Below are 18,647 nucleotides of genomic sequence, written 5' to 3'. Positions count from 1 at the left end.
TGTCAGGCACCTTGCGTGGCTTGCGTCGCGCGCGCCGCCATCCAATCCTTCAGGCCGAGAACCGTTCTTCCGGCCGCAACCTCGGACACCCAGGCCGCCCTTGGATCGCCGCAAGGCTTCCCTCCGACATACTGCTCGATATGGCCATTGGCCATCCATGGCTCGGGCTGGATCCGCCGCAGCCAGTCCGCCATGCTCGGGATGCGGCCCTGGCAGTCTTCCCGGATATGCTGCTCGCCGATCCAGCGTACGGGAATGTCCCGACCTGCGCTATTGGTCAGGGTCAAGCCGAAGACACGTTCGGCCTCGAACAGGCCTTGGGCATGGTGGCGCATGGCTCGGTGCGTGAAGAGCGCGAGGTGCTCTTTCGAGGCGTCAAACCAATCGTGCACAGCCTGATAGTCAGACGGCACCCCGCCGAATTTCCGGGCAGAGCTTTCAGCATGATGAAGCGGATGCGCCATCTCACAGCCCCTCGTCATAGCTGTGCGAGCAATCGACGTAGCGATCCGCGTGATCGAGCGTGATGCTGTCGTTGCGCAAGTCCCAGGTCAGCGTGCCATAGCCGCCCTCGTTGTTCTCGAACCCCGGGTGATGGTGATAGGCGAACGACCAGGCGAAATCGCCGACCTCGGTGGAAAGCGGCTCCGGTAGTTTGACGTCCGCAGGCTGCACCGTCACATCCTCGACATTGCCGGAGTCGCCATAGCCTTCGTATTCGGCAGTGACCTCGCTGATGCCAAGCACACGTAGTTGCGCGAGCAGCTCCGCTCTGGACGCCTTCAAGGTGGTTTCACGCTCCGCGCGCCACTGAGCCGCCATTGCGGCATAATCGATCTGGGGATTGGTCATGGGTCTGTCCTCTTGTCTGAATTTGGGGGGCCGGGCGAGGCATTGGTCAGCGCGCGCCCGGAAAGCGCAGACCGGGCAAACCCCGATCCGCGACGCCCGATCGAAAGCCCGCTTTGACTTTTCAGGCGGCTTGTTCTGACGTCATAGCGGCTTCCTGCCCCACGATCCGAGCCAGAATTCCCCTCGTGTCGATCCCATCCCCATGCGGCAGGAACACCCGCAACTGGAAGGCGATGATCTCCGTGAAACACCCCATGGCCTTGAGACCTTCAATCATGCCCCGATCCGCACCGCCCAGCTCGAGACGCATCTCGCCTGCGACCCGGCGACGGGTCAGGGTCAGACCCCGACCCAGATCGACAGGTGCGGTGGTGCCGAGGGCGGCGGTCAACATCTCCTGTGGCGTTTGCGGATTGGAGACGAGGAAGCGGGCGCGCAGCGCGGCCGCCCCTTCCTCACTCAGCGTCCGCCCGATCATGGCCGTCGCCCCGTCGGGCGTGACCCGGTAGATGCGCTCATTGGTGGTCGGAATGTCCTTCCAAATGGGCAGCAGCAGCCCGGTCAGCAGGTAGAGCTTGGTCGTGGTGGTTTTTGGCAGGGACGCTGCCTCGGCATCCCAAAGCCTTGCAAACTCGGGCCTTCCGATGTCTTCCCAGGCCGAGGACTCGAACCGCGTCTCCTCGAGGTAGCCGGACCCGTTTGGCCTCACCGCCTTGCGCATGAGCGTGACGATATCCTCGTCATACATCTGCATGGGCCGCGCCGAGATGAGCGCCGCGCGGCCAGACGCTCGGTTGACCATCGGCAGCTTGTCGGGATTGCGCGACATGGCCTCTTCGGCCCCAAGGACGTGGACCGGGTCGGTCACCTCCAGCCCGATGATCCGCGTCACGGCGCCGGATTTCGGGCAGGTCCAGAGATCCTCTGTGGAGACCTGTTCGATCTTTTCGCCGCGCAGGGTTTCCACACCGAGATCGAGCGTGCCCGCCGCGCGCGCACGTTCCGTCTGATCAGCAATCCGGCGCATGAACTCGGCAAAGAGTGCGTTCTGCATGTGGATGGGCAGGGCAAGCACCCGGTTGAGAAACCGCTGGATCGGGGGAAGCTCCTCAAGGAGCACCCCATCCTTGTCGATCAGCCGCAGGGCCGTCCAGTCGGTGAAGCTCTCGTAGCTCATCGCCTCAGCGCGCCCGGCGGCAAGATCGGCGAAATACCCACGCAGAGCCGCCCGTGCGATCGGGCTTTCGAGATTGTCCTCCTCGCGGAACATGCCTTGCGAGCCGGTCTCGCGCTGACCCTTGGTCAAGGCCCCTAGCTGGTCGAGGCGCTTGGCTATAGTCGAGGTGAAACGCTTTTCGCCATGCACATCTGAGGTGCAGACCCGGAAGAAGGGCGCGCTTACCTGGGCCGAGCGATGCGTACGGCCCAGCCCCTGGATGGCCGCATCGGCGCGCCAGCCGGGCTCCAGCAGGTAGTGCCGCCGCCGTTTCTGGTTCTTCGCCGTTTGCGCCGCGTGATAGGACCGGCCCGTACCGCCCGCGTCGGAGAAGATCAGGATATCCTTTTCGCCGTCCATGAAGGCTTGGGTCTCGGACGAATTGCTGCTGGCGCTGCGCTTTTCTATGAAGAGATGGCCGTCCTCGGCCTTGAGTGGCCGGATGAACCGCCCCGTGACTTCTGCCACGGCCTCATCGCCAAATGCCCAGAGGATCTGATCGAGCGCCGAGGGGATCGGCGCCAGCGTCATCAATTCCATCATGGCCGCGTCACGCAAAGCGAGCGCCTCGCGCGAGACAACGAGCGCCCCGGTCTCATCCCGCAAGGGTTCCGCCACCATATTGCCGTCGATCTCGACGAGTTTCTGGGCATGGATCGGGAAAGCCTGTTCGAGGTAGCCCAAGACGTAGTCGCGCGGCGTCAAGGCACCCTCGACCAGCTCGTCCTCCGGGTCCATTGTCTCAAGTCGGCGTTTTAGAAGGCTCTCACCCGTCGAGACCACCTGGATGACGCAAGCCTTGCCCGCTGCCAGATCTTCCTCGATCGCGCGGATGATGCTTGGAGCCTTCATGCCCATCAGGAGATGGTTGAAGAAGCGCTGCTTCGTGCTCTCGAAGCGGGACTTGGCCGAGGCGCGTGCGGCCGACGCATTAGTTTCCCCCGAGGCGTCGTTGACGCCGGTCGCAGTCAGCGCCGCTTCGAGATTGTGGTGGATCATCCGAAAAGCACCCGCGTATGCGTCGTAGATCTCGATCTGGGCCGGGGTCAGCGCGTGTTCGAGCACGTCATACTCCACCCCATCAAAACTGAGGGCACGCGCCGTGTAGAGCCCGAGCGTCTTGAGATCGCGCGCGACCACCTCCATGGCAGCCACGCCGCCGGCTTCCATCGCAGAAACGAAGCTCTCGCGGCTTGGGAAGGGGTATTCGGGGCCCTGCCCCCAGAGCCCCAGCCGCGCGGCATAGGCAAGATTGTGCACGCTCGTGGCACCCGTGGCCGAGATGTAGAAGACGCGGGCGCGGGGTGCTGCCAGTTGCAGCCGCAGGCCAGCAAGGCCCTGCTGAGAGGGTTTGACCCCCCTGCCCTGCTCGGACCCTGCCGCGTTCTGCATGGCATGGGCCTCATCAAAAGCGAGGACGCCTTCAAAGTCTTCACCCATCCAGTCGAGAACCTGGCTCAGTCGCGTGGTACGGCATTTGCCCGCGGACCGCAGCGTGGCGTAGGTGACGAAGAGGATACCGTCACCCATAGGGACGGGCTGGTCCGGCTTCCATTTTGAGAGCGGCTGGATGTCGGCTGGCGAGCCGCCGAGATCGGTCCAGTCGCGGATCGCGTCCTCGATAAGCGTGGCGGATTTGGAGACCCAGATCGCCTTCCTGCGCCCGGAAAGCCAGTTCACGAGAATGAGCCCCGCGCATTCGCGGCCCTTGCCGCAACCGGTGCCGTCGCCAAGGAAATAGCCGAGGCGATAGGTCCGTGCATTAGGGTCATCATCGGCGCGCGTCAGCTTGGTCTGGTCGTCATCGATGGTAAACCGACCGGGCAGATCACGCCCATGGGCATCATGCGCCATGATGATGGTCTCGAGCTGCGCCTCGGAGAGATGTCCCTCCTCGATGAGCTTGGCGGGCAGACGCAATTCTGCGCTGGCCGCAAGCGAAGGCATCGGCGGCGCGACAGACGCCATGGCGATGCTCTCAACAAGCGGCGTGGGATGTTCTTGCGCTCCCGCGATCTCGATCCGCTGCGGGCGGTAACGCGCATAGATATCCGAGACGGGCGTGTTGTCGCGAGGGGCATCGAAGCTCGTGAAAGTGAGCGGTATGGCGGCGTTGGTCTGAGCGTTGGACGCCGCAACACTGGCAATTGGGCGCTTGCGCGTGACAAGTAGTGGACCGACCGAGCGCGCATGAGGGTTTATCGCCGCCGGTTGGGCGGGGCGCGTCTCAGGCCGGTTTGCGGCCACGGCATCGACAAAAGGAAGGGCTTCCTCCAGATCCTGAACCGTGGCGCGGATCATCTTGCCGTCCTCCTGCACCTTGTCGAAGACCATGAGCTGGGTTTCCACCGAGGTGCCGAGCTTGCGGTAGACCGGCCCAGGCATCGTCAGCGCCAGTCGCGGCGTCAGGAGACCGCAGGCGCGGGACCAATGCGCGGCATCGCGTTCGGGCGTGAATCCCGGCGGCATGATCGCCACCAGCCGCCCGCCGGGTGCCAGGCGCTTGGCAGTCGCGATGAGATGCTTAGCGGCGATGTGCTTGTCTCGCGAGCGGTCGACCGAAGACGCGAAGGGCGGGTTCATCACCACGACGCCTGGCAGAACCGGTGTCTGCAGCAAATCATCGATATGCTCGCCGTCATGGCCCGTCACCTCGCCACCGAAGACAGCGCGCAATAGGCCCTGGCGAGAGGGGTCGATCTCGTTGAGCAGAAGTGTGGCACCGGCCCGGGCGGCGAAAGCGGCCAGAGCACCTGTGCCTGCCGAGGGCTCCAACACGGTCTCGCCCTTGCGGATCGCTGCGGCCCGCACGACCATTGCCGCGAAAGGCAACGGCGTGGAAAACTGCTGCAACCGGATCTGCTGTTCCGACCGGCGCGTTTCCGTCAGCAGCCGTGAGGCAAGGAGCTTTGCAGCGGCGATGTCACCTGCCGCGCCGTCCCCACCCAGCAGCACCTGGATGGCCGCAGCCTGCATCATGTCATAGGCTATGCGCCAGTCCCAGGCGCCCCCGGCATCACTGCCATGAAACGTCTCGCGCATGATGCGCGCCAGCGCTGAGCTGCGCAGGGGTTGGTGGGCGATCTCCGCGCAGATCTGTGCCAGTGCAGAGGCGAGGTTAGCGTCGAATTCAACAGGATTGGGGAGCGTTGAGCGGGGCTTGGACATGGGGGTTTCCTTTGGATCAGGGTCTGAGTTCCAAAGACAAAAAGCCCTCTTTCGCTTTTCGGGATGATGAGCTCAGACCAAGAGGCATCCAATCTACGGCCGGCCAATCAAACGGTTTTTCGGAGTTGGATTAGAAAACTGAAAAACCCGCCGCAATGCGACGGGCTTTTGCTTTCTTTGTGCAATGAGGGGAGGCATAGTGCCCGCAATCTCAAAGCTCACGCTCTATATGGCACCGAAAGTCTTTACTGTCAATGTATCCACCGTTCACGGCTGATGAAGAACACCACCTTCCGAACGTCCTATCCGCACCTAGGTTTGCGACCTATCTGCGCGAAACCGGCAATGATAGGACGCGAGCTCTCCACCTATACCACTGGAATCTTCAAGTATCAGCCGCGTTCATGGTTCCACTCCATGTTTTGGAAGTTGCGCTGCGAAACGCGATCGTGGAAGCAATCGAAGCTGTCCATGGAGGAACATGGCCTTGGACACAAGGCTTCATCCGTTCGTTACCGAACCCGCGCGGTCCGGCATACAGCCCCAAACGAGACCTCGAAGGTTGCGCAGCACAGCAACCCACTGCCGGAAAGGTCGTCGCCGAACTGAAGTTCGTGTTTTGGGAGAAGATGCTGACAAACAGGCACCAAGGCAGACTGTGGGACGATCATTTCTACGCAGTGTTTCCGGACGCGCCTCGTGGTGTCGCTGCCAGCCAGCGCCGATCTGAATTAAGGTCTGACATTGAAGCCGTGAGGAGGCTCCGCAACAGAATCGCACACCATGAGCCTGTTTTTCCGCGCGCCCTTCAGGATGATTTTGATCGGATCATCCGCTGCATAAGATGGCGCAACGAAACGACCAGCAACTGGGTGCTGGAAATCGAGACGGTGCGCGCACTACTCGCAGTGCGCCCCTAAGCGTCCCGCCCCGCTAGGAATTCCGCCAGCACAGGACTGGCCGCGCCCTTTGCGGAGCTGAGCAGCTCTGAGCCCGCAAGCGAGGCCTTCGACAGGCGTACGAGCCCACCGGTTTCCTCGATGCGGTAGCAGCGGCGTTTTTGCCGCCCCCGCTTGTAGTACGTCGCGGTGACAATCTGGCAGGTGCTGCCATCGGTGAGCGTCACAGGGGCCGCGAGCCTGATCTTGTCGCCTTCCTCGTAGTCCGGGATCGACGCCCAATCCCGGCAGCGCTGACGCCAGTCCTGGGCGTAGCTGCCTTCGTCTTTCAGGTCGGAGAGGCGCTCGATCAACCCAAGGGGGGCACGCGACTCGTTCGGGCCAGCGCTTTCCTCCATATCCTTGTAGCCCCAGCAGCCGTCATCGTATCGGGTGAGGAAGACAGCCCCGAACGTGATCGAGCCATCCGCATCGGTCAAATAGGTCGTGTCCTCGACCGGCGAGCCATCGATACTTGTGACCTTTGCCGCCGCGTACCAAGTCGAACCCACCTTGCAGGCTTTGACCAGTTCCGTCTTGCGCCTGTCGCTCTCGAAGGTGCAGAGCCGGGCAATCTCCGCTTTCTCATCCGCGTAGGTCTGGACGCGGCGATCGGTATAGAAGAGCCAACCCATCACGCCGCCCTCCGGTCATCGATTTCCATCAGCGCATCGAGCGGCACGCGGTAGGGCTGCATGGCGTCGAAATCCTCGCAATTGCCGCAGTTCTGCACGATCGCGAAGGTATCGCAGGCATCCTTGAGGATAACCCGGAAGGTGCCGCCGAGGCCCGAGGGCACTTCGTAGGTTCCGCCGATGAGATAATCCGAGGCCCGGCGCACGAAGACGCGGATGCTGTGGCCATCGGTGGCGAGCCGGATGGCCCCTCGCCCCCGGTCGATGAGCACCTGCACGTCATCCAGGATGTCGGTGTAGAACTGGCCGGTCAGATCACGAAACGCCATGCGGCGCTGCGCCATCCAGTCGGTGTCCCGAAACGGGTTCATGCCGTCGGCGAAGGCGAAGGAAGGATCGGCCTGCTCGGTGGTAACGATACGGGTGGTCGTGCCATCGATGCCGTTCGAGCGCAGATGCACACCATTGCCGACGATGAGGATCAGGGCGGGCCTGTCCACGGGCCCGTTCCAGTTGGGCAGGAAGGTCTTGCAGGCGCGCGCATGCGCGATTTGCGCCGCAACAGCGGAGGCAGAGAACTTGAGAATAGCCATGGGGATGTCTTTCCGTTGGGTGTGGGAGGGGTCGACCCGCGCGGGGAATGCCTCGCGCGGGTCGCGTGAGGACTCAGGCCGCTTGCGCGACCTCGCTGTCAGGCTCCGGAGATTCCTCGATGGGCTCCGCCTCATCACAGGCGACACCGGCCGTCTGCATCATCGGCGGGCACCAGGCGACCACGGCAGCGCGCTGCGCGTCCGTGAGCGTGGCGAAGGGCTCGGCGAAGAGCTTGTCGCAGAAGGCGACGATCTCTTTCTTGCTCGACGAGGCCAGCGTCACCGCCTCCTGGGCCAATCCCAGATCCTCGCCGAGGATCTTCAGGAGCCAAGCCTTCTTGAAGCGGTTGAAGAGCGCCGCATTCGGCGTCCAGTGGGCGCGGATGTCGGGCATGATCTCGATCTCGAACGCATGCATCAGGCTGTCGCGCTGGCGGTCCCGCGCGAAGCAGGACTGCGTGGTGCTGGCCGTGGCATAGGCCACGAGCTTGGCCTTCTCGCCGGCCTCCAGCGCGCGAAACGCCGCGAACTGATCGGCGGGCGCGCGGGTGTCATCGAGCCAGGAGAGATCAAGCGCATCATGCGCCGCCGCCACCTGCTCGAGCGAGGTCTCGTCGATCTCGTCCATCTTGGCATGGCTGCGGTATTCCTTGCGGGCATCGATCTTGATCGCCTGCGTGACACTCATGCCGCTGGCCAGAACGTCACTGACCAGCTTGAAGAGCGTCAGATCGAGCGTGGCCTCCGGATTCAGCACCATTGCGGCGCCAAGGGCCATGGCTCGCTCGGTCTTGAGATCCTCGGCCAGCGAGGCCGGATAGGTGATTTCGCCGGCGTCTGGGGCCTCCTCCCCGGTCGGGCTAGCCGAGGAGCCGCGCGCGCCCTCCTTTTTGACGGTGTCTTCCGGGCGGACGAGGCCAACATGAAGGGTCACCTGCCCGCCCGACCAGGACGCGATTACCCCAGACCGCGCGAGGTCCTCGGCGCTGTAGGCCTCCTGCAGGTCGCGGGCTTCCTCTTCCAAGGCGTCCACGCGCTCGTAAAGCGCGTTGTAGGCACCGTCCTCGAGCTCCTCATCTTCCATCTCGAGCTGCAATTTCTCAAGCTCGGCGGTGATCTCATCGATGCGCTTCTGGGCAGCCTCATCAGGCTCGATCGGGCCGGGATAAACGCGGCCGTAGTCGGCCATGGTCGCGTAATCATAGCGGACCATCGCATCGGCCCAGGCAAAGCCCAGCTCTATGCGGGCCTCTTCGGCGGCGGCACCGAGCTTCTCGAGCAGGATGGTTTCGACCAGCGCTGCATCCTCCAGCACGGAATGCTCTTCCAGAAGGTCAGCCGCGACGGCGCCGCCGCGGGCCTCGTAGTCCGCGCGCACGAAAGCCCCGATATCATCGCTGACCTGCACACCGCGTGATTTGAGCGCCTGACGGACCGTGTAGGCCTGCAGATAGCCGCCGTCTTTTGTGAGCGCCTCGAAGACCTCGCGCTGCGCCTCCTGGCTCGGGTGCTCGGCGAAGGCTTTCATCGTGTCGAGCGTGATCACCTTGCCCCGGGCCGCGGCGCGGATGTCGGGGTGGATAAGGCCATAGCGCAACCGGCCTTTCACGGCCGCCACCGTGGTGCCGAAGGTCTTTGCGATCGTCTCGGGCGTCTGGCCGTCGACCTCCATCATCCGGGCGAAGGCCTCGAACTCGTCGATTGCGTTCATCGGCGCCTGGGTGATGTTCTCGGCGAGCGACAACGCCGTGGTGACATCGCACTCGTCCGGTACGAGGCGGCAGTCCACCTTGGTTTTCGCAGTGAACCCCTTGGTGGCCTTGTCGGCGATCAGCTCCTTCAGCGCGGCATGGCGCCGGCCACCGGCGAGGACAGCGTATTTGCCGTCAAGCTTCTGGACCAGGAGAGGCTGGAGCAGGCCCAGAATAGCAATACTGGCCTTCAGATGGGCGATGTTCTCAGGATCATAGGTTTCCGGCGCGTTGCTGCGCACATTGGCTGGATGCGGGACCAGATCGCCGATGGCGACGTTGAGAGGGGCAAAGCTTGTGGTCATGGGATATCCTTCCAGGTGGGTGAGATGCGGCCCGCGCGCTTGCGCGTGACCAATCCCCGGCTTCAGGGATCACCACGACAAAAGGCCCACTCTCCCTTTGAGGGTTAGTGGGCCTTCATCGCCTGGGGTTTCAGCGGGGGGTATCCCCTGCCCTACCAGTCGCGCGCCAGCATGATGGTCAGCACGCGCATGGTGGTGGCGGGATTGTCCGGGGTCTCAGCCCCGTAGCGGAAATCCGAATCTGCTTCATAGAGATCGATCTTCCAGAACACGGTCTCTCCCCGGATCTCGACCACCCCGAAATCGTGCCAGCCTTCCGGGTCATTCTCAGGCTCGAATGTATCGAACTCACCGGTCGCCTTCACCGCCTCGGCCATGAAGCCGTCACCGGCCTCCATAAGCGCGCGGGTGACATGCATGCGGCCTTGGATGGGCTGCGCAGGCGGCACTCCAAGGCACGCGAGCTTGCGAAACGCGTCGTTCTGCACCGCGATCACGGTCGGATCCGGACGGTCTGGCTGGGGTTGAACATTCATGGACATCGGGATCTCCTTTGAGAAGTTGAAACACCCTTCCCAAAGCCTGCTTTCTCTTTTCCGTGCGGCGGATGAATCGAGGCCGAAGGCGCCCTACCCGAGCAGCCCCTTGGGTCTGTAATTCGGGTTGGGGATGGTTTCGATCCAGCCGCCTTGTTCTTTGATGCTCTCGAGCGCTGCCGAGAGCGGATAGGCGCCCTCGGACTGGCTCGACCAATAGGCACCGCGCTTGAAGGTGATGATCTTGCGGCGGCCGTCGTTGAAGCAGGCCACCCGCAGCGTTTTGGGTTCCTTACGTGACATGGGTGTCTCCGTTCTCCGTGCGGTCAGGCGGCCTCGGCACTGCGACCTGCCCTGCCCACCTCCGATCTGGCGATCAGATAATCACAGGCGCGCTGCGCGTCCGCGGCGTGCTTGAAGATCGCACCCTTGTCCGACCGAAGAACGCGCAACCAGTTGTGGAGGTAGGCGGCATTCATCTCGAGCGTATGCGCCGTGAAGCCGAGCGTCTGCCCCAGAAACACCGAGGTCAGTTCCGCGACGATCTCCTCGCGCGCATAGGACGTGTTGCCGAACTTCGAGAACCCGAAATCACGGTTCAGTCGATGGGGGGACTTCGTGGCATGGGCCAGCTCATGGGCCCAGACCCCGTAGAAATTGCGCGGGTCCTGGAACCGCGTGATGGATGGCATGTAAACCTTGTCCACGGGCGGCAAATAGTACGCCTCCGTGCCCGTGAAGACGGTCGTGATGTCGATAGCATCGAAAAACGCCTGCATGTGCGGGATGGGCTCGGACTGCGGATGTTCAGGCGCTGGCTCGGGGTCCGGATGGAAGCTGTCGGGCAAGCCCTCGATCTGGCAGGCATTGAACACACGGTAGGATTTCTGGAAGCGGAATATACGAGCTTCCTCGGAGTGATCATCCCCGTCGCTGTGATCATGCTCATCGCCGGCGTCACTCCGGCTTTGACCGTAATAAACGACGACAGAGGACTTCTCGCCCTTGCGGACCTTTGCATCCAATGCATTGGCTTGCGGCAATGTCATCCAGAAGGGAGAGCTGTGGCCCGCCATCACGGTCCGCATCGTCAGCAGGAAGTTGTTCACTCCCTGGTAGGGTTCCCCGCCCACGCGCAGGGGGCGAGAGCTGCCTCCTGCGGTCCAGGGCTTGCGCCACGGCAGGACGCCGCGCTCGATGATACGGATGATTTCGTTTGTGATGACCTCGGAGGCATCGAATTTGGGCGTGCGGGATCGTGCCATGGTTGGCGTCCTTTCGAGTGTTGGTGAGAGGGAATGGGGATCAGATTGACTGACAGAGCCGCGGATCGTTGGCGATCCTGGCACCGAGGGCTTCGACCATGTCGATGTAGGTGGTCAGCGACACGGACCTGCCGGGACCCCAAGGTTCGGGGTCGGCCGATCCGTCCCGTGTCACCCGCGGCAGGTTCGCGAAGACGATGACATCGGTGACGGGTCGGATATCGATGAAGGGCGTCCCTCGTGCGACCGCAAGAGTGGCCAAGGGAAAGCACTCGATCGGCGCGAAGGTCGACACGGTGGTCCAACCGAGATGGAGGAATGTCCCGCCCTCTCCGCAGATCACATGGGCATTCGGCAGCGTCGCCGCCTGCCTGAGATAGCCGAGATCACGCAGGACGGTCTGGCGTTCGAGCCGCTGTGCCTGCCCCGTCTGGCCGGTTCGGCGTAGTTCCTTGTGTCGCCACCACGAGGCAGCGGTCGCGCGTAACACGCGCAAGACACCTGTTTGCATCGGAATGCCCTTCATCAGGAAAGACAGACCGGAATCCGGCCCGGACCCATCTGAGGGACCCCAAAGGCCCTCATCCGTCAGTCACAAAACCCGAAGAACACTTTCTCTTTTTCCAAGCCCTTTGGGCACACAACAAAACTGAAAAGCCCGGCACATCTGCCGAAGCCATTGATTTCATGCAGCAATTCCAGATCGGCAGGCAAGATCGGCAGGCAAGATCGGCAACGCATATCGGCAAAACCTTGCTTGAAAGTACGAAATGTGTTTATTTTTCAATTACTTTGCAAACATGGAAGATCGGCAAAAATGCTGGAAACACCCGCCAGGATCGAACCCTGCTTCTTCGAGGAGCATATTCCCACAGAACTGGCAGACCTTTCGGTCGACATCCAGAGGGAAGCCACCGGGCTGGGACAAGGGTTGCATCCTGACAGCGCAGCCGAACTTGCCGATCTCGTCCGTGTGATGAACTGCTACTACTCCAACCTGATCGAAGGACACAACACGCGCCCCCGCGACATCGAAAGGGCGCTGGCTGGCGCCGAGCTTGAGGAAGAAACCCGTCCCCTCGCCCTTGAGGCCCGGGCGCACGTCATCGTTCAACGGGCCATCGACGAGATGCATCGCAAGGGCACCCTGCCCCGCCCCACATCCGTCGAATTCCTGACTTGGGTCCATAAGAGCTTCTACGACGAGATGCCGGATGAGTTTCGGGTCATCGAACATCCCGACGGCACACAAGAGCCCATCGTTCCGGGACGCATGCGCCAGGATGATGATCGGGAAGTTGCGGTCGGGCGCCACCTACCTCCTTCATCGTCGCGCGTCGCGGCATTCATGGACCATTTCGACAAACGATTTCAGATTGCGGCGCGGTCTTCGAGCGGACGGATCATCGCGATCGCCTCTGCGCATCACCGGCTCAACTACATCCACCCTTTCCCGGATGGTAACGGCCGTGTCAGCAGACTGATGTCTCATGCCATGGCCCTCACAGCGGGGATTGGTGGCCAAGGGCTCTGGTCCGTATCACGTGGGCTGGCCCGCGGGCTAACCGATCGGGGCGAGTACAAACGGATGATGGATCTGGCCGACAGTCCACGCCGCGGAGACCGCGACGGACGGGGGAACCTGTCAGAAGCGGCACTGAAGACGTTTAGTGAATGGTTCCTAAAGGTGACGCTCGACCAGATCACCTTCTCAGCAAGATTGTTCGATCTCGGCGGACTTGACCAACGGTATCGTCGTCTTGTTGCAGATACCATCGATGACAAGCGAGCGCCGGAACTAATCTCGGCGGTTCTTCGGCATGGGGCACTGGAACGAGGCGATGCGCAGATTGTGCTCAAGACGTCCGAGCGTACTGCTCGCAACACGCTGAGTAAACTGACCGCCGCCGGATACATGACGTCCGCCTCGCCGAAGACGCCGGTTCGGTTGGCGTTTCCGTTGGATTATCGAGAGCGGCTCTTTCCAAACCTCTTTGGAGACGGTGACCTGACTGTGTGATCTTCGTTAGTCCGCGCTCTGCGCAGGAAAGCGCGCCCAGGGAAAAAGTGGACGGACCCCCTAAGCAATGAGTTCACAGCTGTGAACCTGTCTTCTGCGCGACGAAACAAGACGCAGTTCACAGCTGTGAACTTTTCATGCAGCGTCCTTTCTCATAAGGGCCATGATCATGGGACCACAGGAGAATTCACCGAGCGCAGCCTTTGCAGACAGCGACCGCAAATACCCACCAGGTGACCGGATGTCGCCGAAGCGTTCCAACATTGCCAAGATGACCACCGATGCCTCTTCCGGGCCCATGTACTGTTTGGCTTCATCCCACGCTGAAGGAGAGACGCCCATCATAGGTCTTATTACATCGGCAACCCTTACTAGATCATGCCAGTGGCGCACAGGTCGTTCAGCATAAGTTCGGTATTCAGAGCAAGCGGCCAAAACGAGACCGAGGGGTATCCTAGGCAGATTGTTGTCGACCGAGACAGGCTCATCAGTACTACCCTCTGCAACCAGTGCTGTCGCCGGATCGGAGGCGCTGCTCTCGCCCTGCGCTTTTTCTAAGCGTGGTTCAAAATCATAAGAGTCTTTATTTGAATTCTGATAGTGCTGCTCATTTGTGACTTCATTGGTGCTCATATCTTGTGATTGCACTGGTTCCAACAGGTCCCTAATGGCGTTGAGGGCTTCGGACAACGCAGATTCCATCTGCTGCAACTCTGCAAAGTCGAGCTTGCGGCGAAGGTCACGCGCCGTCAGGACACATAGGTCGGACGCCTGGTCCCAAATGGCGCGGCCAGGGCGCAGAGAGCGGCCGTAGTCGACTAGACCCGCTAGATCACGGCGCATGAGGCTTACAGTGGTTCTAAGCCGCTTGTAGCGCTCCTCCGCAGCACGGACAGCCTCTGCGGCTTCGCACACTTCGACGAAGCGTTGGGCGAGGGGGGCCAGATCGAAGCCGAAAGCGATCTTTTCGTCGCCATATCGGCGCGCGTAACGCTTGCCATTGGGACTGTCGCGACGCACGACGAAACCGGTTTGCACCAGGTTCGCCAGATGCCGCCGCATGGTCGAGCAGGGCATGCCGTTCAGGCGCTCACAAATAGCCTTGTTAGACGGATGCACGACAGTTTCACTATGGTTCCCGCCAACGATCGTGGCCTGATGGAAACTGACCAATGCCTGAAGCACGCTCAAATCACGGTCGGACAAGCCGAAGGCGATACGGGCAGCGGCGAGTTCGCGAAGTGCTTCCCATTTGTTGACGCCGGAAGGCGGGAGGTCCTGTTGCGCCGCTGCCTGATAGTGTAGAATGGCAGCATTTATGGGTCGCCTGAAAGGCGTTACGGGGGTGTAGTCCATTTTACATTCACGAAGACAAAGAAATCACGGTCCGCGAATCACTTAAGACTTGCGAAAAACGGCGTCCGAGACTAACTTGAGAGTGCTAAGAACAAGTCAGGGTCTCGTAGGGCGGTCGCTTTGCGGGACCTTTTCTTTGGCTTTTTCGTGCCTCCTGTTTTTGGTTTCTGCTCTTCCTCAGTCTTCTGAACGCTGCTTCCAGCGTTCGTGAAGTTCTTCAATCAAATCATCGGCTTCAGACTCTACCCAGTCGGCAAACTTACTATTCTGCAACTCGATCGAGATCCCTTTGGCGGTGCGTTTGAGCGTGCCGCCACGTTTGCCCCCAATCCTGAGCGGCTGACTGGATGCAGCAGAAGGGGAGGGGGCCTTGGCCGGTTTGACTAACCTTGTGACAACCTTCGACACGGCCTCGAACGCCTGCACAGAGGGGTCGTCGGTCGCAGGTGCGGCATCAATCACCATGGCCACATCGGCCTTGCCATGGGTTTCCTCAGCAAGGCGGATCAGGCTGCCCCGATCCAGGTCGTTGTCCGCGATGGCACGGCCCATGGCCTCCCACCGGGGTCGGCCAATGCCGTGTGCGGCACCGATGGCGCGGATGAGGTCTGTACCGACCATATCGGCGATGGCGATGGCCATGGACACCGAGGATTTGGTCACGGTCAGAATTTCTGCAACCTGTGATTGATTTCCAAAGCCCGACGATACGAGTTCTTGCGCAAAAATCGCCTTTTCAATGAAGGACAAATCGCGGCGCGCCATGTTTTCGGAAATCTGCGCACGCAGGGCGCTGTCATCATCCAGATTGGCGACAAGTGCGCGCACCTTGACGACCTTGTCGGACTGGCGGATCGCCTCGAGCCGACGGCGACCATAGACGAGCAGATAGCGGTCCGTCTCTGACGGGTGCCGGCGCACAAGAATTGGTACGGTCTGACCATTCGCCTCGATTGCGGCGCGCAGATCATGCACATCCGCCGGATCAAGCCGGTCGGCCATTCGGTCGTCGACGATACTGGCCGGATCGAGTTCCCAGACATTATGTGAATCGACCGCATCGCGGGCCGAGCGCAGGGCGCGGTTGGACGTCATCATAGGGGTTACGGCGCCAGCCTGAGGGGCAGGGGCCGGGCCACCGGCTGCCGCGAGATTGTCGAGCATCGACATCCGTTTTTTCTTGCCACTCGTCATGACCGCCCCCACGTTTTCTGAATAAGATCAGCGACTTCGTCGTTCAGCGCGTTCAGACTTTCAAGGGCGCGATCGTAGGTCGTGCGGGTAAAGGCGCTCCGCTCGACTTCGTATAGGGTTTGCTTTGTCAGACCTGCATCGGAGATCGCCGTGGATTTGAGCATTGGCGAGTTGAGCACCGCATCGCCATACATGGTGCGCAGAAAGGCGACGATCCGGTTTTGTGGTGCATCCTGAGGTTCATAGCGTGTCAGCGCATAGCGCATCCAGTCGTGGGACATGTCCGCACCGCTTTCGGCGATCACGTCCATCAGATCAGCCGTCATGCGCAGAAATTGCGACATCGACATCACGTCGAGCATTTCCGGATGAATTGTGACCAGCACGCCGGTGGCGGCCGAAAGTGCGGACATGGTGAGAAAGCCCAGTTGCGGCGGGCAGTCGATGACCACAACATCGTAATCGCCGTCAACCTGCGCCAACGCCTCTTTCACGCGGAAAAAGAACAGGCCTGCGTTGCCTTGTGAAAGAGCACGCGGCGTTTCGTGTTCGAACTCCATCAGTTCCAGATTGCCCGGGATCAGGTCGAGGTTCGGGATATAGGTCTTGCGGATGACAGCGCGGATCGGCTCTGGGTCGTCATAGCGGATCGCGTCATAGAGCGTGCCGCCATCTGTCAGATCGAATTCGGGCTGTACGCCATGTAACGCCGTGAATGAGGCCTGCGGATCAAGATCAATGCCCAGGACGCGATAACCGCGCAAGGCCAGCCGTTGTGCAAGGTGTGCCGAAGTCGTCGTTTTGCCCGAGCCTCCCTTGAAGTTCATCACACCGATGACTTGCAGGTGATCGCCATCACGCCGTCCGGGGATATAGTCTCCAGGCTTGCGCGCGGTCTTTTCCAGCAGGATACGCAGGGCCTGAATGTCCTGCGCGGAATACAGGCGACGATTGCCGGCCGTCAGTTCAGGCGAAGGGCCCTTGCCATCAAGGTTGATTTTGCGCAGGTATGAGTCGTTCACACCAAGAAGCGCTGCCGCCTCGCCGGAGGTGAATTTGCGCATTTCCTTTGTGGCGTCAGGGGGAAACAGGCTCTCGCGTTGCGAATGCAACTGGTTGGCCAGCCACTCGGAATGCTGGCGGATGACCGCGTTCAGGTCCTGATGCACGAAAGTCTTGTTCATCTGCCCTCTCGATCCGCGCTACGCATCTTCGGCGTGTTCACGGTTATTGACGTTTTTTGCCTCGTTTCCGTGACTATTGCCGTAAGAGTCGGATTCGCGCAAGTTTTTTCCACATCTTGTGTGAGCTCACCGTCGAAACACAAGCCCGTTCGCCGTCGTCGTCGCATGCTGATCTTGGCAACTGCGGCAAGATGATATACATACAGGCTCGTATATCCACTTGGAGGAACGACACCATGCAAGTTGCAAAATGGGGGAATTCGCTCGCGGTCCGGCTGCCTGCCGATCTTGTGCGCGAACTCGGCCTCAAAGAGGGTGACCAAATCGATCTGATAAAGGACGACGGTACCTTGCTCGTCCAGCGCCAACCTCGCGCCGATGAAGTCCTGCAAGGGCTAAGGCGGTTTCGCGGAAAGCTATCCAAGGACGCACGCCTGAGCCGCGACGCTGCGCATGAGCGCTGAATTCGCGGATACAAATGTCGTCCTTTACCTTCTTGACGACGGCCCAAAGGCGGATCGGGCGGAAGACATCCTGGGGCAAGGGCCGCGGATCAGTGTGCAGGTCCTGAACGAAGCGATGGTCAATTGCCGGAGGAAAGCCGGTCTCAGTTGGGAGGAGACCGGCGCTTTTCTCGCAGGGGTCCAATCCTTGTGTGAAGTCGAAGACCTGTCTGTGCAAACCCATTTGGTGGGCCGAGCTTTGGCAGAAAAATACCAGCTTTCGGTCTATGACGCGATGATTGTGTCGGCCGCCCTTATTGCTGGATGCACGACTTTGTGGAGCGAAGATATGCACGACGGATTGCTGGTTGAAGATCAGTTACGCGTCGTGAATCCATTCACCTGACCAGAAAACGGGCTGCAACCTTGCAATTGTTCGATGAGTTGGAAGATTTGCAAGGTTGTGTTTATTGCTCGCACTTCAGCAAGCCCAACTTCTCCGCGCGTTCCAGCAGCATCCTCACGGACGACGGCCGCCAGCTGGCGCGTCCGCGCGGGGTGCGTTCGCGCATGGATTCCAGTCGGTCACAGATCGCCTGGAGCGTGATGTCAGGGTCCGCGCCCTTGATGCCAGCGACAATCGCGGGCAGGCGGTCGTCGGTTTCGCGTCGTCCAGCGCGACCAAGCACTTCATTGGGCAGAAACCCGTCGCGCACATAGGCTTTCACTGCGCGCAGAAGGCGGCTTTGCGTCCAGTGGCGGTCGTAGGGCAGGGGGCCATTGATGATCCGAAGCACATCTTCCCAGGCCATATCGGGTCGAAGTCGTCGGACATGTGGCACCCAGTCCTGAGCCGTCTCGTTCAGCCTCTCCATGTAGCCGTCTTGCCGCGCGCGCCGCACTTTGCGTAGCGCCGCTGGATCGCGGGCGCGTAGGCCCGGGTTCCCGCCGACCCGGCCCTTAGTACGGGCACTTGCCAGCCCCGCCTTGGTACGTTCGCGGATCAGCGCCCGCTCGAACTCGGCCGCGGCGCCTAGAACCTGCAATGTGAACTTGCCCTGTGGGGAAGCGGTGTCGATGGGGTCCTGCAGGGAGCCCCCCTGTGTCAGGGATGTTGTCCGCTGCTCTATTTTTCTCTAATTTTCAGGTGGGCGGATTAGGACAATGACATGGGATATTCACTGGAACGAA

General features: G+C 61.1%; 17 protein-coding genes and 1 pseudogene. 4 read left to right on the top strand and 14 right to left on the bottom strand.

Annotation, left to right across the window (positions count from 1 at the left end):
* Window positions 1-2: 2 nt before the first annotated feature.
* The 3 genes from C7964_RS18545 to C7964_RS18535 all read right to left on the bottom strand — a co-directional run bounded on the left by C7964_RS18545 (window position 3) and on the right by C7964_RS18535 (window position 5,236).
* Entirely contained in the window at window positions 3-464 is a 462-nt protein-coding gene (locus tag C7964_RS18545) for a DUF6915 family protein (RefSeq protein WP_110281068.1), read from the bottom strand.
* A 1-nt stretch (window position 465) separates the two neighbouring features.
* The gene (locus C7964_RS18540) at window positions 466-852 is read right to left on the bottom strand and encodes a DUF6878 family protein (protein ID WP_110281067.1); all 387 of its coding nucleotides are present in this window, start codon (window positions 850-852) and stop codon (window positions 466-468) included.
* Window positions 853-973: 121 nt separating this feature from the next.
* Entirely contained in the window at window positions 974-5,236 is a 4,263-nt protein-coding gene (locus C7964_RS18535) for a strawberry notch family protein (protein WP_110281066.1), read from the bottom strand.
* 254 nt (window positions 5,237-5,490) lie between these two features.
* Here C7964_RS18535 and C7964_RS18530 point away from each other — a divergent pair, with 254 nt between their 5' ends.
* Window positions 5,491-6,156, top strand: a complete 666-nt coding sequence (locus C7964_RS18530) for a hypothetical protein (RefSeq protein ID WP_074647077.1) — start codon at window positions 5,491-5,493, stop codon at window positions 6,154-6,156.
* On the opposite strand, the gene C7964_RS18525 is transcribed toward C7964_RS18530, so the two are convergent.
* The 7 genes from C7964_RS18525 to C7964_RS18495 all read right to left on the bottom strand — a co-directional run bounded on the left by C7964_RS18525 (window position 6,153) and on the right by C7964_RS18495 (window position 11,770).
* A complete protein-coding gene (locus C7964_RS18525; protein WP_048535399.1) occupies window positions 6,153-6,809 on the bottom strand; it encodes a DUF6927 domain-containing protein in 657 nt (218 codons plus the stop codon). The genes C7964_RS18530 and C7964_RS18525 overlap by 4 nt on opposite strands.
* Window positions 6,809-7,402 (bottom strand): hypothetical protein, encoded by a 594-nt coding sequence (locus C7964_RS18520; RefSeq protein ID WP_025042408.1) that lies wholly within the window; start codon window positions 7,400-7,402, stop codon window positions 6,809-6,811. Before C7964_RS18520 ends, C7964_RS18525 begins: the two co-directional genes overlap by 1 nt.
* Window positions 7,403-7,475: 73 nt before the next feature.
* Window positions 7,476-9,458, bottom strand: coding sequence for a ParB/RepB/Spo0J family partition protein (locus C7964_RS18515; protein ID WP_110281065.1), 1,983 nt, complete (start codon window positions 9,456-9,458; stop codon window positions 7,476-7,478).
* Between the two features lie 152 nt (window positions 9,459-9,610).
* Window positions 9,611-10,000 (bottom strand): DUF3768 domain-containing protein, encoded by a 390-nt coding sequence (locus C7964_RS18510; protein WP_110281064.1) that lies wholly within the window; start codon window positions 9,998-10,000, stop codon window positions 9,611-9,613.
* An 87-nt stretch (window positions 10,001-10,087) separates the two neighbouring features.
* A complete protein-coding gene (locus C7964_RS18505) occupies window positions 10,088-10,297 on the bottom strand; it encodes a DUF6330 family protein (protein WP_110281063.1) in 210 nt (69 codons plus the stop codon).
* Window positions 10,298-10,320: 23 nt separating this feature from the next.
* A complete protein-coding gene (locus tag C7964_RS18500) occupies window positions 10,321-11,259 on the bottom strand; it encodes an ArdC family protein (RefSeq protein ID WP_110281062.1) in 939 nt (312 codons plus the stop codon).
* 40 nt (window positions 11,260-11,299) lie between these two features.
* Window positions 11,300-11,770 carry a hypothetical protein gene (locus C7964_RS18495; RefSeq protein WP_181417245.1) on the bottom strand — a complete coding sequence of 157 codons (471 nt, stop codon included), beginning with the start codon at window positions 11,768-11,770 and terminating at the stop codon, window positions 11,300-11,302.
* A gap of 306 nt (window positions 11,771-12,076) precedes the next feature.
* Here C7964_RS18495 and C7964_RS18490 point away from each other — a divergent pair, with 306 nt between their 5' ends.
* A complete protein-coding gene (locus tag C7964_RS18490; RefSeq protein WP_110281060.1) occupies window positions 12,077-13,279 on the top strand; it encodes a Fic family protein in 1,203 nt (400 codons plus the stop codon).
* Between the two features lie 135 nt (window positions 13,280-13,414).
* On the opposite strand, the gene repC is transcribed toward C7964_RS18490, so the two are convergent.
* The 3 genes from repC to repA form a co-directional block, all read right to left on the bottom strand.
* Complete coding sequence (gene repC, locus C7964_RS18485; RefSeq protein ID WP_110281059.1) at window positions 13,415-14,635, bottom strand: plasmid replication protein RepC; 1,221 nt, start codon at window positions 14,633-14,635, stop codon at window positions 13,415-13,417.
* 177 nt (window positions 14,636-14,812) lie between these two features.
* Window positions 14,813-15,829, bottom strand: coding sequence for a plasmid partitioning protein RepB (gene repB / locus C7964_RS18480; RefSeq protein WP_110281058.1), 1,017 nt, complete (start codon window positions 15,827-15,829; stop codon window positions 14,813-14,815).
* A complete protein-coding gene (repA, locus tag C7964_RS18475) occupies window positions 15,826-17,013 on the bottom strand; it encodes a plasmid partitioning protein RepA (protein WP_055296343.1) in 1,188 nt (395 codons plus the stop codon). Before repA ends, repB begins: the two co-directional genes overlap by 4 nt.
* A gap of 236 nt (window positions 17,014-17,249) precedes the next feature.
* Here repA and C7964_RS18470 point away from each other — a divergent pair, with 236 nt between their 5' ends.
* Window positions 17,250-17,477, top strand: a complete 228-nt coding sequence (locus tag C7964_RS18470; protein ID WP_055296342.1) for an AbrB/MazE/SpoVT family DNA-binding domain-containing protein — start codon at window positions 17,250-17,252, stop codon at window positions 17,475-17,477.
* A complete protein-coding gene (locus C7964_RS18465) occupies window positions 17,467-17,862 on the top strand; it encodes a PIN domain-containing protein (protein WP_110281057.1) in 396 nt (131 codons plus the stop codon). Before C7964_RS18470 ends, C7964_RS18465 begins: the two co-directional genes overlap by 11 nt.
* Before the next feature lie 61 nt (window positions 17,863-17,923).
* On the opposite strand, the pseudogene C7964_RS18460 reads toward C7964_RS18465, so the two are convergent.
* A pseudogene (locus C7964_RS18460) lies at window positions 17,924-18,550 on the bottom strand (recombinase family protein); the annotation flags it as partial.
* Window positions 18,551-18,647 lie beyond the last annotated feature (97 nt).

This window comes from Loktanella sp. PT4BL (genome assembly GCF_003201935.1).
GTDB lineage: Bacteria > Pseudomonadota > Alphaproteobacteria > Rhodobacterales > Rhodobacteraceae > Yoonia.
Note: the sequence above shows the minus strand (reverse complement) of the source record. Positions and strands in the feature narration are given on the sequence as shown.